Below are 19,470 nucleotides of genomic sequence, written 5' to 3' on the forward strand. Positions count from 1 at the left end.
CCACTCTCAACTTTAACAAAGGCGCAAGGATAAGAAAATACGCTTGCTGCTGTATGGCTTCCTCTTCCCTTTCAAAAAGCCTGCGGAAAGCTGTCTTAACAATAACAGAACCTTCCTTATAAAAGAAAAGATAACCATTCTCAACGCATCCGGAAACGAGGAGGGGGAAATTCCGGTTTTAATTGAGAATGATTATCAAATTCAATTGCTATGTTACTCTTTCTCTCTACCACTGTCAAGCTGTTCTGCTACGAATGATCTTCCGGCTCATAATAAAGCTGCTTCAACGGTTTAACAGCCGGCCCTTCGAGAACGCTTCCTTCTGTATCGAAGCGGGAGCCGTGGCACGGACAGTCCCAGGAGTGTTCGCCATTGTTCCAGTAAAGTTCACAGCCGAGGTGGCTGCACGTCGTATCAACTATGGTAAGCTTCCCCTTTTCATCCCGGTAGGCGCCCGCTCTTTTTCCGTCTACATGAACGACAGCCCCTTCCCCGGAAGTCAGTTCTTCCGGTTTTTTTCGGGAACGACGGTCCAGTTTTCCTTTGACAAAAGTTCTGGCTACATCCATATTTTCTTTTACTACGTTTTTCATGTCCGTAGATGGAGTGAAGCGGGACGGGGTATAGAGATTCGCGTAAGGGTTTCTTTTATCCACGATCCGGTCCGCAATAATCTGTGCGGCAGCCACCCCGTTTGTCATTCCCCATTTCGCAAAACCGGTCGCTACGAAAAAGTCATCTTTTCCAGGGGTCATCGGTCCTGCGTACGGTACTCCATCCAGTGTGAAAACGTCCTGGGAGGACCACCTGTAAGGAATGGACGCTACGTCAAAATGTTCGACCGCATAGTCCCTCAGATTCTGGTAGCTCTGCAGTGTATCAATCTGCTGGCCGCTCGTATGGCCTTCTCCTCCGATCAGCAGAAGCGGCTTTCCTTCGTGATCGAGCGCCCTTCTTAATGAGCGCTTTGGTGATTCTGCGTTGAGGTACATGCTCGGCGGCGGCTCTCCGTTCAGACGGACCGCAATGGAATAGGAACGCTCCACGTGCAGGCGTGCAACATAGAGTGCCTGCAGATCTTTAAACGGGTAATGTGTAGCAATTACAACGTGATCAGCCGTTATAACGTTGTCGTTTTCCGTTATAACACTCGGTTTCTTTCCCCGCTTTATATCTACGGCACGAGTGTTTTCATATATCGGCATATTCTCTACTTCCAGATACCGCAGCAGTTTGGACAAAAAACACAAAGGATGAAACTGAGCCTGATCGTGCATGACGAGAGACGCTTTTACATCGAAAGGAAGATCGTGTTTATCAGTCATTCTTCCATCCAGTCCAAGCTTTTGGTATGCTTCTGCCTCTTTTTCCAGCTCTTTTTTACCTTCTTCTGTAGTCGCGTATACATAGGAAGGCTGACGTTCAAACTGACAGTCAATATCAAGTTTTTTACTCATTCTTTCGATCCAGGCGATCGCGTCTTCATTTGCATCATAATAAAGCTGAGCTTTTTCTTCTCCGAACGTTTTTATTAAATCGGCATACTTCAAACCATGCTGAGAAGTGATCTTAGCTGTGGTGTAGCCTGTTGTGCCGCCCCCGACTCTCCCGCCTTCAATTAAGACGACGGGAATCCCCCGTTTAGCAAGAATAAAAGCCGTAGCGACACCTGCTATACCTCCACCAATTACACACACTTCTGTTTCCAGATCTTCTTCAAGTTCAGGAAAGGTCTGCATTTTCTTATTCATCCATAAAGAATTCGAGACCGGCGGCAGCTCTTTCGACATTTCAAATCCCCCCTTGATATAAAATACTATCGTACTTGTTTTATTCCCATACCCCTATTTCATGAAACGAAATAATTTGAAAATTCGAGATTTTGTGGTATCATGAAAACGCTTACAGATTTTTTACAGCACCACATATTAATCAGGAGGGTGATGATTGGATGAAGTATGCCGTACCAAATTCCAAAGACAGTGTCGTTCAGTTTAAAAAGAGATACGATAACTACATAGGCGGGGAATACAAACCGCCTGTGAATGGAGAATATTTTGAGAATGTTACTCCCGTAACCGGGGAAGTTTTTACCGAACTTGCGCGTTCGTCCAAAGAAGACGTGGAGCTCGCTCTTGATGCAGCTCACAGCGCAAAAGCCGAATGGGGCATGATGTCCGTCACGGAACGGGCCAACATTTTAAATAAAATCGCCGACCGCATAGAGGAAAACCTGGAAGCGCTCGCGGTAGCGGAAACATGGGATAACGGTAAGGCGATCCGCGAAACGCTCGGAGCAGATATTCCGCTCGCTGCTGATCATTATCGTTATTTTGCTGCTGCAATCCGCAGTCAGGAAGGGGGTCTCAGCCAGATTGACAACGATACGGTGGCCTATCATTTCCACGAGCCGATCGGCGTAGTCGGACAGATTATTCCCTGGAATTTCCCACTGCTTATGGCAGCCTGGAAAATTGCCCCGGCTCTGGCGGCTGGAAACTGTGTTGTACTGAAACCGGCCGAGCAGACTCCTGCTTCTATTTTCGTCTGGCTGGAAATGATTGCCGACCTGCTTCCGCCGGGTGTATTAAATATCGTCAGCGGCTTCGGAGTCGAAGCGGGAAAACCGCTCGCCCAGAACCCGCGTACTAATAAAGTTGCGTTCACGGGAGAAACAACGACAGGCCGTCTGATTATGCAGTATGCCTCTGAAAATATTATACCGGTGACGCTGGAACTTGGCGGTAAATCACCAAACCTCTTCTTTGAAGATGTTATGCAGGAGGACGATTCCTTCCTGGATAAAACGCTCGAAGGCTTTGCCATGTTTGCCTTTAACCAGGGGGAAGTATGTACGTGTCCATCCCGTGCTCTTATCGAAGAAACTATTTATGACAAGTTTATGGATAAAGCCGTGGACCGGGTGAATAAAATAGTCGTAGGAGACCCGCTTGATACCGATACGATGATGGGGGCCCAGGCTTCGCAGGAACAGTACGAAAAAATTCTTTCCTATCTCGACATCGGTAAACAGGAAGGGGCAAAAATTCTTTGCGGAGGCGGACCTGCTAAGCTGGAAGGACATCTCAGCGGCGGCTTTTACGTGCAGCCTACCATCTTTGAAGGCCATAACAAAATGCGTGTTTTCCAGGAGGAGATTTTCGGCCCGGTTCTTGCGGTTACCAGCTTTAAAACCAAAGACGAAGCTCTGGAAATTGCCAACGATACGCTCTACGGACTCGGAGCTGGGGTATGGTCCAGAAATATTAACACCGCTTACCGCTTCGGACGCGCCATTCAGTCCGGCCGGGTATGGACAAACTGCTACCATGACTATCCTGCGCACGCAGCGTTCGGCGGGTACAAAAAGTCCGGAATCGGCCGCGAGAACCACTTGATGATGCTTAGCCACTATCAGCAGACGAAAAATATGCTTGTCAGCTACAGTGAAGAACCGAAAGGATTTTTCTAAGAAAGGGATGAGAGACGATGACAGAACGAGCTACAGCTACTGAAGCAGCGCTCGATCTGATTGAGAAGTTGAAAAAACGCCATGGACCACTCATGTTTCATCAATCAGGAGGCTGCTGTGACGGCAGTTCTCCTATGTGTTACCCCGATGGAGAACTTCGCATCGGAGAACAGGATTTTTATTTGGGTGAGATCGGAGACACTCCTTTTTATATGTCGAAGGATCAGTACGAGTACTGGAAACATACGCAGCTGATTATCGATGTAGTCGATGGACGTGGCGGCATGTTTTCGCTTGAAGGTCCGGAAGGGAAACGCTTTTTAACCCGTTCGCGCGTTTTTTCTGAAGCAGAGCGAAAGGAACTGCAGCTGTAATCGGACTGGACAAGTCTGCTTACTTCCCGTATACTCAATTTCAACAACATACATTTATCCAGAGTGGATGAGAGATCTGGCTCGACGACTCCACGGCAACCTGCTTCGGCAAGGTGCCCCTCCCAGCAAAGCAGAGGCTTTGAGTGATGAATGAACAGGTACGGGTTTATCCCTGTTTTCATTACTTTTAATGAAAGCAGGGATTTTTTGTTCTTCTATTGGAAATGTATGTTGAATTTCTTTAAGAGGAGCGATTGTAATGAGCATGACATTCGGGTATTTCAGCAAAGCCGCCGCACCGGAAGTATTTTTTGAAACCGTCGCCGGAACACTGTCCAGAAAGATGAAAGACTACTTTTATGAAGTAGATGCAGGCCAGTCATTTTTCAACAGGAGCTTTTTTATTACCGTTCAGGGAGGCAGAGAAAGCTTCAAGCTCAATCTTACGAAAGAAAAATCTGCAGAGCTTCAGGATAAAGCTCCTTTTGCGCTGGAAAACTTTCTTTGGGGAGAACTGGAAAAACAGGGTCTGCCTGCTCACAAATTCCGCTGATAACCAGCATATCATTCCTCCTTTAAATAGAAGGCTGTATATGTTGAACTTAATAATTCGTTTCCACTTCTCTAACCAGCCGCTTTCGTTTCCATGAGGACGCTTTCCGGGCGGGGCCGGCCTCAGCTAATTCCGTGGTCCCTTCCGCAGGGCGTAATGAGGCTGTCCTTATTTCCCCGGGAGATGCCCCATGTCCTCTACTGCTTACAGTAAAAATACAGAGCAGGAACGATTCACTTTATATGCGTAAGAGCCACAGATATTAACACAGCCAAATAGGAAGCATGATTTAATCTTGCCAGACATTAAAATAAGGCTGTCTCCGATTTTCTCAGAGACAGCCTTATTTTACTTTGTTAAAAGTTTTCGTGTTTACTCGTTCAGCTGGGCGCAGAATCTTTTGAAAGAGAGTGATTCTCCTCCTTTAAATGATCCTTATGCCCCTGCTTCCCTCATAATATGCTGAACAAATTTCTGGATCCCGTGCTTCCGGGCGCGGGTCGTCGAAAGCTTCTGTTTAAGCTTTCCTTTTAAATTAACTGGTTTTTGATAGCCCTCATAAATCAGTTCCGTTTCATTTTCATTAATTTTAACGAGGATAAAACGCAGTTTTACTTCAAAAGCATTATCTAGAAGAAAATGCAGTTCTTTTTCTTTTCGGGAGGGCTCGTCTATATACTGAGTCGTTTCCACAATGTGCGTTTCTGTTTTTTTTCCGTCCCGGGATGTTTGACGATGCCTCGCCCCGATCGTATCCGCTTTCCCCTCAATTAGTTTGTGTTCAACGACCTTGGGCATTAATTTCGTTATATACTGATCCTGAAATATATTCCACACTACTTCAATATGGGTCGGGACAAGCGTTTTTTCCTTCCACTCCATAATGAATACGGCCCCCTCACAATCTTTCTTGTTCCTCTATTATCTGCTGAAGAAGGCTTGATATTCAAGCAGACTGTTTGTGTTTTTTTATGAGAAATCGCGGTTCAATATGAAGGAAAACGGTATAAATTAGGATTCCGCTATTTTTTCAGGGAGTTTCTAATTTCCCGAAGGAGAACCGTTTGTTCATCCGGCTCTGAAGTTTCTTTACGTTTAAGCGCCTGGTAAGCTTTCACAAAAATGAAAAGAGACAAGGTAATAATGCCGAAATCGATCAACGACTGTAAAAACATTCCGTAACGTACTTCCGCTTCTCCAATAATGACGGCAGCACTTTCAATATCGACCCCGCCAATAATGATACCGAGCAGCGGAGTCATTATATGGTTTACAAAGGCAGAGATAACCTGGCCAAAAGCTGCCGCAAAAACGACTGCAATGGCTAAGTCGACAACATTTCCTTTTACCGCAAACGCCTTCAGTTCCTTAATCATAAATGCTTTCCTCCATTTCCGCATATTCATGTCATTTTACTACATGAACTGCACGAAAATAAAGTTGCACAGCAGACAGACGATAAGATCAGAACCCTTTCAGAAGCTGCATTTTTTCTGAAATTCTGTTAACTGTTGATTTAATGCGTGGGAAAAGTATACACCTTCTCATACATTTCGGAGGATCTTTGTGCCTGCCGCATGTGTCCCGAAGCTTTTTGAAAGGCTCTGTTAAAGTTTTAACAGAGATACTCATGCAAAAGCCTTGCACCATGAGGCATGAAAATATCCTTCTATGGGAATGGAAATCCCCTTCTATACAGGTGGAATCAATAATGTTCAAGAAGGGGGTTCTTTAATTAGAAGGCAGATGATGATCGGTCTTTTATACCGTAAGCTGGAGTGGACATGGGACGACTCCGGGGCGATCAAGGACGAGCCGAAGATCCATTCCGCCCGACCAAAGGGGGGACGGAATTAGCTGAGGCCGGCCCGCCCGGAAAGCGTCCCCATGGAAACGAAAGCGACCATTCATTGCTTATCTGTTTTATTTTCAAGGTAGCTTTTCGAAAAACACAAAAAGCTGCCCGAAAAATCGGAGACAGCTTTTTGTAATGGAGATATTTTTTTAAATCGATTTTTGACGGCACTACTGCTGTTAGAAAGTGATGGAGACGTCTGCGTCTTCTGCGAAAGACAAATATGTTACCGCTCCGCCGACTTCTATCCCCTCAACAAAATCTTCCTTAGCAAGTCCCATGACGTCCATCGTCATCTGACAACCGATAAACTTCACACCCATCTCCTGCGCCATTTCAATTAATTCCGGGATTTCCGGGACATTTGCTTTTTTGAATCCTGCCTGGAAATGCTCTTTTCCTTCGGGCACAGCAAGCTGTTTATGGGCTTCTTTATGAATCAGATTCAATCCTTCAAAAGTAAAGAAGATCTGTACTTCGTGATCGGAAGCCGCTGCTGCTGTAGCAATATTAAATACTTTGTAGGCATCAAAAAGACTACCATTACTTGCAATAATCGCTGTTTTTGTCATTATTTATTCCTCCTCGAATTATTTCCAGGCGTTCATTCCGCCTTTGACATTAGTAACCTTAGTAAATCCCTTTTTCTTGAGCATTTTTGCTCCACGACTGCTTCTCATACCGCTCTGACAGATCAAAATTACCTCTTCTTCTTTAGATAACTTCTCTGATTTGCTTCCGAGCTGATGAAGCGGAAGATTTTTAAACGGACGTATGTGATTGTTTTTGAACTCTGCGGGCGTGCGTACATCGACGTATTGACTACGACGCTCTTCAAGTTTTCCTTTCAGTTCTTCCGTGGAGATACTGTTAATACCTCTGGAAGAAAACTTATTCCAAGAAATAAGAATAACTGCTGCAATAATGACACTGATTAATATTTCCATCCTGTTCTCCTTTTCATCAAAATACATGTACGGGTATATAAAAACGTAAAAAAGAGGATTTAAATACCTATATGGGTATATTACTATTCCTTGATCTCTCTGTCAAGCCATTCGGAATCAATAGCAGAAGAGCAGGCGGGAAGCATAGTTTTACATGCAAAAAGCCGTCCGTTTATGCCGGACGGCTTTTGCTTTTATGAAGATTCTTTAAGGGGGAAATCTTCATGAAAAAGAGGGAGATTACTTTTTCATCTCTTCTTACAACTCCAACAGTAACAGAAATAAGTTAAGAGATTGTTGTATAAAAGTAAAGAAAAACATAAGAAATGTGAAAAACCTTTATAAACTTGAGACAGACAAAGGTTTTTTACGAGTATCGTTGTGCATTATGGTGCTTTTATACTTCAACCTTTCCATTCTGCTGCCAGATTCGCAGCAGCTCGTGGAGCATTTCCGGAGTGTGCACGAAGGCATTTTTTTTATGAAGCCTTTCTGTCCGCTGATGAGGGTCTTTTCCGAAAGGCCCTACGTTCAGCACAGGTGCCTGCAGCTGACGCATTTCTTCAAAAGGAATAGAATATCCTTTTCCCCAAAGAGGGGTATTGCTTCGGTACGCATCCAATTCTGCTTCCGGCTTTTGATAATTCACGTAGCTCAAATCACATATACCGTTGAAGTAATGAATATGTTCCACGTGAAACCCTGCGGCAGATGCCACTTTCTCTATACCTTCTACGCCTTCTTTCACGCCCTCTTCGTGGGAAGAATTCACTGGAGGGTAATATGGTGGAGCATAAAAGACGATAACCGCAGGCGCAAGCTCAGGACAGAGAAGCATCCACTCCCCGGCCAGCCGGATGGACTGCTCCCGATCGTCCCAGGTCTCCACTTCAAGAATGGTTCTGACCGCTTCTTCCATCATCGAATCGCTGAACTTCTCCTGAACATACTTGTAAAGGTCTTCATAGCGGATGACTTTTGTATCGCCGACGCCTCTGACATCTTCCCGTTCACAAAGCTTACGGTAATCATTATTGCACCGCTCCATCGCTTTTTCTACCACTTCTGTAAACGTGTCCATAATGGACGCCGCATCTTTCTTCATTGTAAAAACATTATAAAGTGACGCAGCCCGGTAGGGGGTCTGTGTTGAATATTTCAGTTTCAGATCCCGGAGCTGCAGCGAAACAGGCAGCGGCGTCGTTTCTCCCAGATCCTTTTCCCTGAACGCTGGATTCCATTCCATTTCCTGCGACACAAAGGAAGACATATAAGTTGCTGTAATTCCGCTCAGTGGTTCACCGACATGCGTTTCTTTACCAAAAAATAAGGCAGCAGGCATGATTTTTCCCATGGAGCCGGAGTAAATGTAGTGCGTATTATCTCCCGGATGCTGGGTGAAGGACGGTTCACTGTTGAGAAAAAGAGAAAAATCGAGATCGTACTGCTGTTTCAATCTGAGCAGCTCCGGTACGACAGTTCTCATACCGATAGAATCGACTTCCTCATCGGGCACAGTAACAATAAGCAGGTTCAGTTTCCACTCTTCCTCTATTGCCTGCTCGATCGTATGTAAATGAAGAACCAGCCCCATTTTCATGTCCATTGTTCCTCTTCCGAATAAATACTCGTCCGACTCAAGATCAACACGCGCTGCTTCCGGAAGGGTTTCCGGCTCTTCGTGAAGCTTCAGCGTCAGCGCTTTTGGATCAAACGCCAGCGGTTCAAGATGGCCGTATTCCTCTGTCTGCACCGTGTCAAAATGGCTGAGCAGCACAATGGTTTTTGTCACTTCCCGATCCGGATGACGATAAAGCGCGGTAAGCGATCTTCTCCCTTTGTCCGCATCATGCATTACCACATGATCTTTATGGTGCTTAAAATAGGGCAGTGTCTTCAGCTTTTCCTGAAGCTTGACCGGAAAGTCCTTTTCTCCCTGGGAAAAAGTCCGGCTTTCCCACCCGACCATTTCACATAATAATTCCTCCATTGCTTCTGATGTGTTCCATAGCATATATCAGCCCTCCAGTTTATCTATTTTTTTCTCTGCTCTGTTCTCTGACGAGTTCTCTGCCCGGGTGCCGGTTTTACTGAATGGCTGCCTTGAAAATAAAGTAGATAAGCGATAAGCTTGCGCTTTCGTTTCCATGGGAAAGCTCCTCCCGGGCCCGCGGCCTCCCTTGCGTCCGGGAGGAGCTTCCCGCTTTCTTTTCCGCAGGCGTCTCTGCCCCCTGGCTCTGGTTTCTACCTTGGTATCTTCTTGATTCAACCAGCAGGCTTTCTTTATTGGAGAATCAAAACGAGGCGGAAACTGCCCTTAGAAGAAGATTGAAAGAGCTCCCGGAACATCACCCCGAACGGCAGAGCTGAGGCGGAGTTTTCCATAAAGAACGTTATTTAGAATCTAAAGAAAAAGAGTCTGCCTGCAAACTGCTCCTGCCTTATCTCTATAATAACCTATAATATATTTGTTCCTCCCGTATATATTAAAAAAATGACTCCTGCCAGGAGCACTATCTTCTGGGAGGGTCAAAGCGCATGCCAAAGCTGTTTCATCTTTTCTGCCTCCTTTACCCATCTATTCGTACTATAACAGGATTTACAGACCACTAACAGCAGGTTGTATTCTTTTCAGGTTGTTTGTAAAGTATATTGAAGAGAGTACACAGGAAAGGACGATAGCAATGGGAAACTTTTTAATAAGGCCGGCTCGCCCAGCAGATGCAGAAGCTGTCCGGGAAATTTCATGGATTACGTGCGAAGAGGGGTTTGGACTCGCCACCCCTTCAGAATTTTCCCGAACGATAGACATGGAAAGAAATGCTATTCAAAAAGCAGGAAGCTCCCCGGCCTGGTCACGCTTTTTAACAGCAGAATCCGAAGGGAAGATCGTTGGATTTCTGCATTTCATAAGGCGCACTGAAGATAAATACCGCCATCACGGCAGCTTTGGCATGAGTATCCTGCCAGAATACCGTTCTCACGGTATAGGGGCATGTCTGCTCCGGGAACTCATCGGATGGGCTGAACAGCAGCCGGGTCTGGAAAAAATCACACTCGAGGTGCTTGCCGGAAACAAGTCCGCGATTCATCTCTATGAAAAATTCATGTTTCAGGAGGAAGGCCGTCTGCAAAATCACGTTTACTTTAAAAAAAGTTTTGATGATCTGCTCCTTATGGCTTTATTTGTTTCCTATACGAATTTAGAAAATCCAAAATCCCCCGCTGATTAAGTGACCGACGTTTAAATCAAAACAACGATGGGAAGAGAGTATTATAAATTCAACAATGACACTGGTAAATTCCAAAATTGATTTTACTATTTAGAAATCCCCCTTCCGGGTTCAACGCTGATGAGAAAATCAGCTGTTGAAAACCTCGGGATATTTTTGGATGAAAAAAATTTAGCAGCGTCATTTATAAAAAGGAGCAGATAATAGTGGCTGAATATCGTTTGAACGAATTAGAAATTGGTAAAAATTATAAAGCAAAAGAAATTGACAGCTTTGTTTCCACAACGGACGTAGTTGTTCTCTCTTCCAATGAGGAGCAGCTGTTCACAGAACCGGAGCGGGAATACCGCGTAGCAGGATCCTATAATGGTTTTTTCGAACATTCTTCTGAAGATGGGGAAAAGTACTACCGTAAAAAACGTGCCTACGTAATCGAAAAAATATAAGAAATTCATCCAAACTGTCCCAAAAATTATTTTTGGGACAGTTTTTTTATTTTCCTTTTTTCAAAGCGTCAATCTTTCTCGCTAACCTGTCCATTTTCTGTTCATGCCTGATCAGCAGATACATCGTCACAACTCCCGGTAAAGCAACGTTTTCAAGCAGCAAAGTCCATTCATAAGGCATCATACTGCAGCTTCCTCCTTTGCTTTTAAGGTTATTCTTCAAAGAGGAAACCGGGCCCGCTTTCACAACCTCGTTAAAATCAGGACTTGTGTGATTGTCCATTCTGGATTAATATAAGAACATACGTTCCTGTTTCGGTTGTAATGTTCTGCCGCTGTTCTCCTTTATCTGGTAGCAGCTCAGAAGGGAGGATCTCAAAATGATTGATAAAAAGCACCTTTCTCTTCATGAAAAAAAGCAGCTCGAAGCTTTTGAACAGGCCCATCCGCTCCTGTTCCAAAATCCGCTGATCCGCTCTTTTTTTAAAAACAAGGAACATGTTTATTTATTAATTCAATACGTTACACATTCGACCGAACAATCAATGCAGGCTCTGGACGAAGCCTTTCGTGATTATTATACCGGTGTCAAACTCGTTCATTATCTTTCCCAGACGCTTCACTGGAAGGCCGTGCATTACGATAAGCGGCTCCGGAAAGAAGCGGAGCGGTTTCCGCTGACAGAGGAGGAAGCACTGATGACGAGAGAACAGCCGTATACGAAGGCAGAACTTCCGTGGCTGGAAGAACTCAAAACTCCTCTGACTGAAAAGCTTGGAGATGAACAGATCCTGCGGGCTTTCAGTCAGTTGACACAGCGTCAGAAGCAGGTTCTCCAGCTTGTCTATGGAGAAGGACACACCCTCACCGAGACAGGCTGTCTGCTCGGCATTACACAACAGGGGGCTTCCAAAATTCATTATGCCGCTCTCTGTCGTTTAAGAAAAATATTGATTGAAGAAAAGGAGGAATCTAGATGAAGGAGTGGAAATCGCTCGTGGAACAGGCAAAAATGGGGGACGAAGAGAGTAAAATGCATATCATTAATATGCTCGAACCTAAAATAAATAAATCCCTTCTGCAGACGAAGCCGCAGGAAAGAGCCGATTTAAAGCAGGAACTGGTCGTCAAAACCCTGTCGGTGATCCAATCGTTTGATACTCGTTCGGTACCTGGTTTTTGGCGTTTTATGTACGAAATAGAGAACAATGCTCCCAGACCGAAAGCTGCGGGTAGGTAAAAACGTCATCTGAAAATTCATTCTGGCGGCGTCTTACGGAAGGAGAATTAGTGTGAAGTCGAGCAGGATAGCGCCCGCCTGCATTGGAAACTATTACCCGGTTTGAACGCGGCCGAAAAACAGTGTCTTTTACATTGATTTATTTGTATACCGGTTTGGGAGCAGCCGGTGCATGTATTAAATCCAGGTTTTCAGTAGCTTCGAAGAAAAAGGCAGGAATTCCTGGATCCGTATAAAAATTTTTCCAAAAGAAGCGGAGTTTCGATAAACGGTTCTGAAGAATGGTCTTTCTGGATGAATGACCAAAGAAAAAAAGCCAGCCCGGAGGCTGGCTTTTTGCTGTTACTCTTCGTCCACAAGCTCATAAACGCCATCTTCATTATGCGTTTCCTGACCCGTAATCGGCGGATCGAATACGCATACCATGCGCATATCGGAGAACGCACGCAGAAGGTGCTCGTCGTGCTTATCAAGGGCGTAGATTTCATTTGCTTTAATCGGCCATACTTTGCCGTCAGCAACCGTCTCTACTTCGCCTTCCCCTTCGATGCAATAAACAGCTTCCAGGTGATTCTGATACCAGATGTGAGTTTCTGTTCCTGCTTTAATCACTGTATCATGCACCGAGTAGCCCATTCCGTCTTTTTTAAGAAGCAGACGGCGGCTTTCCCAGTTATCTTCTTTAATATGCTGGTCGGAATCAATAACGTCTTCGAGTCGTACTACTTTCATGGTGATGTCCTCCTTCAGTTCCTTCAATGGGATAATTTAGTTCGTTACAGCTTCTTTCTTCAGATTCATTGATTTCAGCGCATCCTGGATACTGAGTTCAATAATCTCGAGTCCGGCCTGAAGACCTTCCTCATCAATGTTGATAGGTGGGAACAGCTTGAATACTTCATCGTGTCCACCCGCTGTTTCCATAATCATATAACGTTCGAACGCATGCTCCGCTACTTTTTCACTGAAGCCTTCTACGTCAGAAGCGATGCCCTGCATCAGGCCTCGTCCTTTCAGACGACCCTGCATTTCAGGATATTTTTCAATCATATTTGTCAGGAAGTCTGTTACTGTAGCAGCTTTTGCCTGAACGCTCTTTTCAAATTCCGGGTCTTCCCAGTACGTAAGTGACTCTGTCGCTGTCACAAACGCCATGTTATTACCACGGAACGTTCCGTTGTGCTCGCCCGGCTTCCATTTATCAAACTCCGGCTTAATGAGAGTAATCGCAAGCGGCAGTCCATATCCGCCGATTGACTTGGAAAGACAGACGACATCCGGCTTAATACCCGCAGGCTCAAAGGAGAAGAATGTGCCAGTACGGCCAACTCCAGCCTGTACATCGTCTACGATAAGCATGATGCCCCACTCACGGCAGATTCTTTCCAGTCGCTGCATCCATTCGATGCTTGCTGCATTAATACCGCCTTCGCCCTGAACCGTTTCAAAGATAACAGCCGCAGGTATCGCTACACCGCTTCCGTTGTCCTCAAGAAAACGCTCAAAGTAGTCCAGCGTATCTTTCTCATCGTTCACGAAATTGTCGTAAGGCATTGTTACAGTATGACTTAGTGGAATGCCTGCACCTTTACGCTTCATGGAATTGCCTGTTACAGCAAGGGACCCGATTGTCATCCCGTGAAAACCATTTGTAAAGCTGACAATGTCAGTGCGTCCAGTCATTTTCCGCGCAATTTTCAGCGCACTTTCCACTGTGTTTGTACCAGTTGGTCCCGGAAACATGATTTTGTAATCCATGTTGCGGGGCTTCATAATTACTTCATTAAACTTATCAATAAATTCCACTTTGGCATCTGTCGCCTTATCAAGGGAATGCGTAATGCCGTCATCAAGAATATAGTCTACGAGCTTCTTTTTCATTGCAGGCTCGTTGTGTCCGTAATTCAATGCACCGGCACCGGCGAAGAAGTCAATATACTCATTTCCATCTTCGTCCCAGATTCTATAGCCGCGTGCTTTCGTAAATACTGCAGGAAAGCTTCGTACATAGCTTCGTACACTGGATTCGTGGTCTTCAATAATTTGCAGTTTCTTATTCATGGATCGAGGTCCTCCTAAATTATAGTTAGAAACCATTGTTTAAATCGGCCGGTTTACATCAGCTGCCCGGCAGCCTGTCTATTTCGTTACTTTTCTATTTCTTTAAAGGTCCAATTCGGTAAGTGTACTCAGCATCGCCGTCTTCCGGAAATACATCCGCAGGGAACGTTTCCCGTACTTCAAAAGAAGTTTCATATTCCTTTGACAGTTTTTTGAAGAGGGACTGGGAAGCTGTATTATCTTTTGTAATCGTCGCTTCCAAGTATTTAACGTCTTTGGTGACATCACGATTTACCAATTCTTCAAGCATTTTATAGCCGACACCTTTTCCGCGCTGGGAACTGTCGACACCTACCTGCCAGACAAAAACGACGTCCGGATGTTCCGGCTGGATAAATCCTGTAATGAAACCAACGACTTCGCCGCGTTCTTTCGCGACAACGCAAGTCTCGGAGAAATATTCTGCCATCATAATGTACTTATAGGCAGAGTTAAGATCTAAAGATGACTTTTTTGCCAGATTCCACATTCCCTGGCCATCTTCTTTAGACGGTTGTTCCAGTGTGAAACTTTCTAGAACAGGAGTAGCTGCTGCGACTTTGCTCATAACAAAAAACCACCTTTAATTATTTATTTATGGTGCATGAAGTAAGCGTTGTGCTACCTCAGCAAATAAGCTTCCGTTTTTTCAACACTCTTAATGATAGGGAGTTTCGCAGTGAATGGCAACCGGAGTTAAACGGCTTTAATATCCATATACATGTATGAATACAGCTTAATACTCCTTAGACCATTCAGCTTACAAATAACTCTGGTATTGTCCCAAATGCCTCGTATTTCTAGAAGCTCACTGGATTTTTTTACAATATTTTACTTTTTATGTATGGGATTTTCATCTGTTACTGCATCACCGCAGCAGTGGATTACCGGTAAATAGCCGCATTCCGCCCCCTGCGCGCGTGAAAAGCGCGATACCGCGATACAATGAAAGATAATGGAAAAAGGAAGCTCCTGGATGTAAAGAAAAGTCTGGATCGTTATAGGCACAGCGTTTGCCTTCCTCTATCTCGGGGTGATCAGCTATTACCAGCTGAAGCTGCTCGCGGAAGCGGGGATAACATTTTTAAGCGACCTTACATATAAAGAAGAAACCGTGGAATAGGTAATGGAGTATGAAATTTTCGAGGAAGTGTTTATTTTATGGAGGAAATCGATAAATATTTCCTTAGACTCCGGGAAAATGAAGAAGGTATTTATACGGCCGGCTATGAAAAATATGATAAATTCCTGAGCCCTTTCAAGTGCGGCCTTTACATCGTGCAGAAGTCGCTGCGCTTTACGACTTATTAAAAAGGTCCATATTCACCACACGGGGCTTGAAATTTAAGGAAGGAAAATTCTCACCGGCATACCAGAAGCGGATTTTCCCCAAAATAAAAACAGCGGAGACTGACAGAGCCGGTCCGACAGAACTCAAAATCCGCTGTTGTCTATTTTTTTACACGGAAAGGACAGCTTCCCCGAATGGGCTCGGCATCATCCCCTATAAAAAACTGCTTCCATTCGTTGTGTTCAGGATCGCCGTAATGACTAATGTCCGGATGTGTCGGCAGCTGATCCCATGCTTCTACCCGCTCCCGAACTTTTTCACGCGACATCAATCCTCCCGGTTCTGTGCCTTCGAGACCTTTGAATATTTTGCGCGGCTGAAAACCGAGAATTAAACTGTTGCCGAGATCACGGGTTTTCCGCTGCTTATAAGCCGGAGCGTTGCCGAATACAAATATCGGTTCCTGATGAAAGTGAAAATCCCACAAATAATGTTCCGGATCGGCAGGCTCCTTCCCGGGCCAGCTCATCTCATCCTGTTCGTGAAGGTACTGAAGCAGCTCCCAAAAATAACGGCGGTAATATTCAATGCTTTTTTCTTCCTTTTCCGGCTCTACGAATACAAACAGGCCGTGTCGGGAAGGATTCGGTTCTTCAAAGAGTTTCAGGAAGTCGCCGACGATACTGGGAAGAGCAGACCAGTCATCCCCAGGGAGACAGCCATACCGGAGTTCTCCTTTCTTCTCTCCTTTCTGTCCAAAGTAGCACGGAAAATCTTTTCGCGTCACAATATTATGAAACGTTTCGTATTCTTTATGAAACCATTCGGGAAGAGTATCTGCCGAAGCAATTCCTTCCTTCGTTAATAAATTCGAATAATTGGTTTTCATTGTTTCTCCTCGCTTTCCGGGCTTTAAAGACCCTTGTTCCCCATGCGCAGCACAGATAAACAGAAATTTTCCAGGATGAAAGCTGCCTTGAAAATAAATTATAGAAACAATAAACGTCCGCCTCCGTTTCCAAGGGGACGCTTTCCGGACGGGCCATCTGCCCTGCAGCTCACGGTAAAAATACAGGGCAGAACCTGTCTTCCAATAACGAAAACCTCTTCTTGAACAGCATTCATTTCACTTGTTATAGAGGGGAAGTTCCCTTCCTAGTGTCCTTTATGCTCTACATCCATTACTGACATGGTATTTTTCCAGCTAAATTTTCAAAAGATTTTTTTTGTAAAGCAGTCTGACCGAATTCAGTACAACAGCGGGCACGCGTTTAGGAAAAAGCCGATGTACATACAATTTAAAATAGGCAGCTCTTAAGTCATTCCACTGTGTACAGTCTTTTTCTTCATTGAACCTTGCTACGTCTATAATTTTCACCGTTCCCTCCGGCGTCATTATTAAGTTATGAAGGTGAATATCCGATGGACGAAGCTCTCTGGCCACTACTTCCTGCAGCGCTTTATCCACCTCGTGAATGACACTTTCAGCAATGAAAATACCGTGCGTCAAGCATTGAAAAAATGTTGATCCTTCAATATAATCAATGACAATATAATTTTTCCCTGAACTATAAAATACAGGAAAGGAATGAACATCGCTTAGTTTTCTATAAATACTGGTCTCCACTTCTGCCACCTCGTAGAATTCCGGATAATACACTTTTAATACCTTTAAGGAGTCTTCTATACGAAAAGCACACGCACTCCTTCCTTCTCCAATCAGCGAAAGTCTTGAATCAAAGCCTCCTGCCCTGTATTTATTTCCTTTTTTTGTATATGTCACACTTTCAGCCAGTTTTTTATAAAACTCCTCCATGTTTTTCATCTCTCTCCTTCGTCACATTGTCCCCGCTTCAGTTTCTATTCCCTTTTTATATTTTTATCAATCCGTCCAGGAACAGACATTTTCAAATCTGAATCGGAATAAGGCAGCCAGAAGACTTCCGAATCCCCCCTCTGTTATAACGGTTAATTTATGAATATTTACTTTCAAAAAAGGAAAAGGAAGAACCGTTATAACTATAAGCGTTACACTTCCGATTTCTCCTCCCTCCAAAAACTCCCACAGATTTTCAAACTTTTCCTTCTCCTATTCGTAGTACAATGAAGCAGAAATAGATAAAGGAGCTGGGGAACAATGAAAGATAATAAGACCTTTAATTTAAAGGAATTAAAGCAGTTGAAGATGGAAATGACGAAGTTTTTAATGAATTACGAATTTGCTATTGAGGAAATAACAACAAAAATAAATATTCTAAGCCAGGAATTTCACTATACGCATGAACATAATCCCATCGAACACGTTAATTACCGGCTTAAATCCCCAGAAAGCATTGTGAGAAAAATGCATAAGAAAAACCTTCCGCTCTCCTTATCAGCTATTCAGGAAAACATTACCGATATCGCAGGAGTACGAATCGTCTGTTCCTTTATCAGTGACATCTATGCCCTGTGCCGCATGCTGGAAAATCAGAAGGACATTAAGGTGATCGAAATAAAAGATTATATTCGTCAGCCCAAGCCGAGCGGCTATCAAAGTCTCCATATGCTCGTTAAAATCCCCGTCTATATGTCTGACTGCTCGAAAGAGGTGTGCGTCGAAATTCAGATCAGGACAATTGCCATGGACTTCTGGGCCAGCCTCGAGCACAAAATTTATTATAAATATAATCAGGAAGTACCCGGAAGTTTAGTAAATGAATTAAAAGAAGCAGCTGATTCTGCTGCAGCACTAGACCGCAAAATGGAAAAACTCCACCTCGAGATGAAAGAAATCAAGCTTCAGACAGAGGACGAGGAGGAAACGCTGGAACTTCTGCTTGCCAGCAACCGTTTCCGCCTCCCTGAAAGATTTCTTACTTCTCAAGGAATGATGAACCCGAAAAAGAAAGAATAAACCTGAGATTTACAATCGAAGTTCGACTTACTGCTCTGGAGGCTGACTATGAAATCCGCTAAATTTTTATTGATTAACATTCTTCCTATCCTTATCATTTTGAGCATTATATATACGGCTTCTTCCCAATCTTCCGAAGAACAGGATATTTCCCCTCTTCTTGACCGCGTAGGGGGAGAAGACAGTTTAAGAGGAACCCTTTCCGCTCTGAGAGACCGCCTTGCAGAATCTGCAGACCGGGGAATCGAGCTCGCAGCGGCCCATCCTTTTTTAAGTCTGGCCGGATTTGTAATTATCTCTATTATCTTATCCGTGCTTTTTTTCAGGTTTTACCGATCGTCAACTTCTCTTCTTAAAAAAACCCTGCTGGCCGCCGCCACGGCTGCAGCGTCAATCCTGTTTTTATCTGTTGTTCTCTTTGTTGCACGTCCGGAAACGATAGTCGAAGTTCTGAGGCAGTTTGCGTCTTTTGATCATATACGTGCATTACTGACAAGAATTGATTTTACGTACGCTGGTACTGAAATAAATCTGCAGCGGATGGGCTCAGATGGCCTGATCGAATTCTTTCTTCGCAAAGGAGCCCACTTTTTTCTGTTTGCTCTGCTCGGTTTTTTTCTTTACCTCGCATTTATTAAAATTACTGCCCGTACTTTTTTATCTTTCGTACTTGCCATGATTTTTGTTATTATGTATGCGGCTCTCGATGAATACCGTCAGACTTTTCTCCCTTCCCGATCCGGAATCTTCGCTGATGTCCTGCTGGATACAGCCGGAGGCTTCTTTGGAGCAGTATCAGGCTGGCTGAAAAAAGGAATCTCTAAAAAACTCAAATAAAATCTCCGGATGAGGTTTACCATCAAATTATTCAGGGTACAGTTTGACTTTTATTTGTAAAGCTAGTACCATGGTCTTACCGGGAAAACATTAGCGTTTCCTCAAAGCAAACAGATTTAAAAGAAAAATCATGCATGCTGTTTCTAACAGAAGAACTGAAACTATTTATAATTTAAAAAAACTGGTAACAGGTTACAGACATTAGTGCTGTTAAACAAAGCCGAAA

23 protein-coding genes and 1 riboswitch are annotated in these 19,470 nt (G+C 44.2%); of the genes, 10 read left to right on the forward strand and 13 right to left on the reverse strand.

All coding sequences use genetic code 11. From position 1 onward, the window contains the following. Window positions 1-248 precede the first annotated feature (248 nt). Window positions 249-1,790: an FAD-dependent oxidoreductase gene (locus FTX54_RS16285; protein WP_147802607.1), complete on the reverse strand. Its 1,542-nt coding sequence runs from the start codon at window positions 1,788-1,790 to the stop codon at window positions 249-251. 161 nt (window positions 1,791-1,951) lie between these two features. Between FTX54_RS16285 and FTX54_RS16290 the strand changes: the two genes are divergently transcribed. The 3 genes from FTX54_RS16290 to FTX54_RS16300 all read left to right on the forward strand — a co-directional run bounded on the left by FTX54_RS16290 (window position 1,952) and on the right by FTX54_RS16300 (window position 4,399). Further along, window positions 1,952-3,472 (forward strand): aldehyde dehydrogenase family protein, encoded by a 1,521-nt coding sequence (locus FTX54_RS16290; protein ID WP_147802606.1) that lies wholly within the window; start codon window positions 1,952-1,954, stop codon window positions 3,470-3,472. A gap of 17 nt (window positions 3,473-3,489) precedes the next feature. After that, complete coding sequence (locus tag FTX54_RS16295) at window positions 3,490-3,846, forward strand: DUF779 domain-containing protein (protein ID WP_147802605.1); 357 nt, start codon at window positions 3,490-3,492, stop codon at window positions 3,844-3,846. A 51-nt stretch (window positions 3,847-3,897) separates the two neighbouring features. Further along, a riboswitch (SAM riboswitch) is annotated at window positions 3,898-3,999 on the forward strand. A gap of 106 nt (window positions 4,000-4,105) precedes the next feature. Beyond that, complete coding sequence (locus tag FTX54_RS16300; RefSeq protein ID WP_147802604.1) at window positions 4,106-4,399, forward strand: hypothetical protein; 294 nt, start codon at window positions 4,106-4,108, stop codon at window positions 4,397-4,399. A gap of 435 nt (window positions 4,400-4,834) precedes the next feature. On the opposite strand, the gene FTX54_RS16305 is transcribed toward FTX54_RS16300, so the two are convergent. The 5 genes from FTX54_RS16305 to FTX54_RS16325 all read right to left on the reverse strand — a co-directional run bounded on the left by FTX54_RS16305 (window position 4,835) and on the right by FTX54_RS16325 (window position 9,215). Continuing rightward, window positions 4,835-5,281: an SRPBCC family protein gene (locus FTX54_RS16305; protein WP_147802603.1), complete on the reverse strand. Its 447-nt coding sequence runs from the start codon at window positions 5,279-5,281 to the stop codon at window positions 4,835-4,837. 140 nt (window positions 5,282-5,421) lie between these two features. Further along, the gene (mscL, locus tag FTX54_RS16310; protein ID WP_147802602.1) at window positions 5,422-5,775 is read right to left on the reverse strand and encodes a large conductance mechanosensitive channel protein MscL; all 354 of its coding nucleotides are present in this window, start codon (window positions 5,773-5,775) and stop codon (window positions 5,422-5,424) included. Window positions 5,776-6,433: 658 nt separating this feature from the next. Then, window positions 6,434-6,826, reverse strand: coding sequence for a DsrE/DsrF/DrsH-like family protein (locus FTX54_RS16315; protein WP_147802600.1), 393 nt, complete (start codon window positions 6,824-6,826; stop codon window positions 6,434-6,436). An 18-nt stretch (window positions 6,827-6,844) separates the two neighbouring features. After that, the gene (locus FTX54_RS16320; protein ID WP_147802599.1) at window positions 6,845-7,201 is read right to left on the reverse strand and encodes a rhodanese-like domain-containing protein; all 357 of its coding nucleotides are present in this window, start codon (window positions 7,199-7,201) and stop codon (window positions 6,845-6,847) included. A 397-nt stretch (window positions 7,202-7,598) separates the two neighbouring features. After that, window positions 7,599-9,215, reverse strand: coding sequence for a M20/M25/M40 family metallo-hydrolase (locus tag FTX54_RS16325; RefSeq protein ID WP_147802598.1), 1,617 nt, complete (start codon window positions 9,213-9,215; stop codon window positions 7,599-7,601). A gap of 670 nt (window positions 9,216-9,885) precedes the next feature. Between FTX54_RS16325 and FTX54_RS16330 the strand changes: the two genes are divergently transcribed. Beyond that, the gene (locus tag FTX54_RS16330; RefSeq protein ID WP_187254452.1) at window positions 9,886-10,434 is read left to right on the forward strand and encodes a GNAT family N-acetyltransferase; all 549 of its coding nucleotides are present in this window, start codon (window positions 9,886-9,888) and stop codon (window positions 10,432-10,434) included. 206 nt (window positions 10,435-10,640) lie between these two features. Further along, window positions 10,641-10,880 carry a hypothetical protein gene (locus tag FTX54_RS16335; RefSeq protein WP_147802596.1) on the forward strand — a complete coding sequence of 80 codons (240 nt, stop codon included), beginning with the start codon at window positions 10,641-10,643 and terminating at the stop codon, window positions 10,878-10,880. Window positions 10,881-10,926: 46 nt separating this feature from the next. Here the strand turns inward: FTX54_RS16335 and FTX54_RS16340 are convergent, their stop codons facing one another. Continuing rightward, entirely contained in the window at window positions 10,927-11,064 is a 138-nt protein-coding gene (locus FTX54_RS16340) for a YvrJ family protein (protein ID WP_246125556.1), read from the reverse strand. 196 nt (window positions 11,065-11,260) lie between these two features. Between FTX54_RS16340 and FTX54_RS16345 the strand changes: the two genes are divergently transcribed. Continuing rightward, window positions 11,261-11,860: a sigma-70 family RNA polymerase sigma factor gene (locus tag FTX54_RS16345; protein ID WP_147802595.1), complete on the forward strand. Its 600-nt coding sequence runs from the start codon at window positions 11,261-11,263 to the stop codon at window positions 11,858-11,860. Then, complete coding sequence (locus FTX54_RS16350; RefSeq protein ID WP_147802594.1) at window positions 11,857-12,120, forward strand: helix-turn-helix domain-containing protein; 264 nt, start codon at window positions 11,857-11,859, stop codon at window positions 12,118-12,120. Before FTX54_RS16345 ends, FTX54_RS16350 begins: the two co-directional genes overlap by 4 nt. A 342-nt stretch (window positions 12,121-12,462) precedes the next feature. Here FTX54_RS16350 and FTX54_RS16355 read toward each other — a convergent pair whose 3' ends face one another. The 4 genes from FTX54_RS16355 to FTX54_RS16370 form a co-directional block, all read right to left on the reverse strand. Next, window positions 12,463-12,852 (reverse strand): ectoine synthase, encoded by a 390-nt coding sequence (locus tag FTX54_RS16355; RefSeq protein ID WP_147802593.1) that lies wholly within the window; start codon window positions 12,850-12,852, stop codon window positions 12,463-12,465. Window positions 12,853-12,888: 36 nt separating this feature from the next. Next, the gene (ectB, locus tag FTX54_RS16360; RefSeq protein WP_147802592.1) at window positions 12,889-14,181 is read right to left on the reverse strand and encodes a diaminobutyrate--2-oxoglutarate transaminase; all 1,293 of its coding nucleotides are present in this window, start codon (window positions 14,179-14,181) and stop codon (window positions 12,889-12,891) included. 94 nt (window positions 14,182-14,275) lie between these two features. Next, complete coding sequence (gene ectA, locus FTX54_RS16365) at window positions 14,276-14,788, reverse strand: diaminobutyrate acetyltransferase (protein ID WP_147802591.1); 513 nt, start codon at window positions 14,786-14,788, stop codon at window positions 14,276-14,278. Window positions 14,789-15,051: 263 nt separating this feature from the next. Beyond that, entirely contained in the window at window positions 15,052-15,228 is a 177-nt protein-coding gene (locus FTX54_RS16370; protein ID WP_187254451.1) for a hypothetical protein, read from the reverse strand. A 153-nt stretch (window positions 15,229-15,381) separates the two neighbouring features. On the opposite strand from FTX54_RS16370, the gene FTX54_RS16375 reads away from it, so the two are divergent. Continuing rightward, entirely contained in the window at window positions 15,382-15,531 is a 150-nt protein-coding gene (locus FTX54_RS16375; RefSeq protein WP_187254450.1) for a hypothetical protein, read from the forward strand. 140 nt (window positions 15,532-15,671) lie between these two features. Here FTX54_RS16375 and FTX54_RS16380 read toward each other — a convergent pair whose 3' ends face one another. Continuing rightward, a complete protein-coding gene (locus FTX54_RS16380; protein ID WP_147802590.1) occupies window positions 15,672-16,400 on the reverse strand; it encodes a YqcI/YcgG family protein in 729 nt (242 codons plus the stop codon). A gap of 315 nt (window positions 16,401-16,715) precedes the next feature. Continuing rightward, a complete protein-coding gene (locus tag FTX54_RS16385) occupies window positions 16,716-17,336 on the reverse strand; it encodes a protein kinase family protein (protein ID WP_187254449.1) in 621 nt (206 codons plus the stop codon). A 312-nt stretch (window positions 17,337-17,648) separates the two neighbouring features. Here FTX54_RS16385 and FTX54_RS16390 point away from each other — a divergent pair, with 312 nt between their 5' ends. Then, entirely contained in the window at window positions 17,649-18,407 is a 759-nt protein-coding gene (locus FTX54_RS16390) for a GTP pyrophosphokinase (RefSeq protein ID WP_147802588.1), read from the forward strand. Between the two features lie 48 nt (window positions 18,408-18,455). Beyond that, window positions 18,456-19,244, forward strand: coding sequence for a VanZ family protein (locus tag FTX54_RS16395; protein ID WP_147802587.1), 789 nt, complete (start codon window positions 18,456-18,458; stop codon window positions 19,242-19,244). Window positions 19,245-19,470 lie beyond the last annotated feature (226 nt).

Origin of the sequence: Alkalicoccus halolimnae (genome assembly GCF_008014775.2) — a bacterium.
Lineage (GTDB): Bacteria > Bacillota > Bacilli > Bacillales > Salisediminibacteriaceae > Alkalicoccus > Alkalicoccus halolimnae.

Coding starts and splice junctions, on each gene's coding strand:
- FTX54_RS16285 (WP_147802607.1), bottom strand. CDS start 1,790: ATGTCGAAAGAGCTGCCGCCGGTCTCGAATTCTTTATGGATGAATAAG.
- FTX54_RS16290 (WP_147802606.1), top strand. CDS start 1,952: ATGAAGTATGCCGTACCAAATTCCAAAGACAGTGTCGTTCAGTTTAAA.
- FTX54_RS16295 (WP_147802605.1), top strand. CDS start 3,490: ATGACAGAACGAGCTACAGCTACTGAAGCAGCGCTCGATCTGATTGAG.
- FTX54_RS16300 (WP_147802604.1), top strand. CDS start 4,106: ATGAGCATGACATTCGGGTATTTCAGCAAAGCCGCCGCACCGGAAGTA.
- FTX54_RS16305 (WP_147802603.1), bottom strand. CDS start 5,281: ATGGAGTGGAAGGAAAAAACGCTTGTCCCGACCCATATTGAAGTAGTG.
- mscL (WP_147802602.1), bottom strand. CDS start 5,775: ATGATTAAGGAACTGAAGGCGTTTGCGGTAAAAGGAAATGTTGTCGAC.
- FTX54_RS16315 (WP_147802600.1), bottom strand. CDS start 6,826: ATGACAAAAACAGCGATTATTGCAAGTAATGGTAGTCTTTTTGATGCC.
- FTX54_RS16320 (WP_147802599.1), bottom strand. CDS start 7,201: ATGGAAATATTAATCAGTGTCATTATTGCAGCAGTTATTCTTATTTCT.
- FTX54_RS16325 (WP_147802598.1), bottom strand. CDS start 9,215: ATGCTATGGAACACATCAGAAGCAATGGAGGAATTATTATGTGAAATG.
- FTX54_RS16330 (WP_187254452.1), top strand. CDS start 9,886: ATGGGAAACTTTTTAATAAGGCCGGCTCGCCCAGCAGATGCAGAAGCT.
- FTX54_RS16340 (WP_246125556.1), bottom strand. CDS start 11,064: ATGATGCCTTATGAATGGACTTTGCTGCTTGAAAACGTTGCTTTACCG.
- FTX54_RS16345 (WP_147802595.1), top strand. CDS start 11,261: ATGATTGATAAAAAGCACCTTTCTCTTCATGAAAAAAAGCAGCTCGAA.
- FTX54_RS16350 (WP_147802594.1), top strand. CDS start 11,857: ATGAAGGAGTGGAAATCGCTCGTGGAACAGGCAAAAATGGGGGACGAA.
- FTX54_RS16355 (WP_147802593.1), bottom strand. CDS start 12,852: ATGAAAGTAGTACGACTCGAAGACGTTATTGATTCCGACCAGCATATT.
- ectB (WP_147802592.1), bottom strand. CDS start 14,181: ATGAATAAGAAACTGCAAATTATTGAAGACCACGAATCCAGTGTACGA.
- ectA (WP_147802591.1), bottom strand. CDS start 14,788: ATGAGCAAAGTCGCAGCAGCTACTCCTGTTCTAGAAAGTTTCACACTG.
- FTX54_RS16375 (WP_187254450.1), top strand. CDS start 15,382: ATGGAGGAAATCGATAAATATTTCCTTAGACTCCGGGAAAATGAAGAA.
- FTX54_RS16380 (WP_147802590.1), bottom strand. CDS start 16,400: ATGAAAACCAATTATTCGAATTTATTAACGAAGGAAGGAATTGCTTCG.
- FTX54_RS16385 (WP_187254449.1), bottom strand. CDS start 17,336: ATGAAAAACATGGAGGAGTTTTATAAAAAACTGGCTGAAAGTGTGACA.
- FTX54_RS16390 (WP_147802588.1), top strand. CDS start 17,649: ATGAAAGATAATAAGACCTTTAATTTAAAGGAATTAAAGCAGTTGAAG.
- FTX54_RS16395 (WP_147802587.1), top strand. CDS start 18,456: ATGAAATCCGCTAAATTTTTATTGATTAACATTCTTCCTATCCTTATC.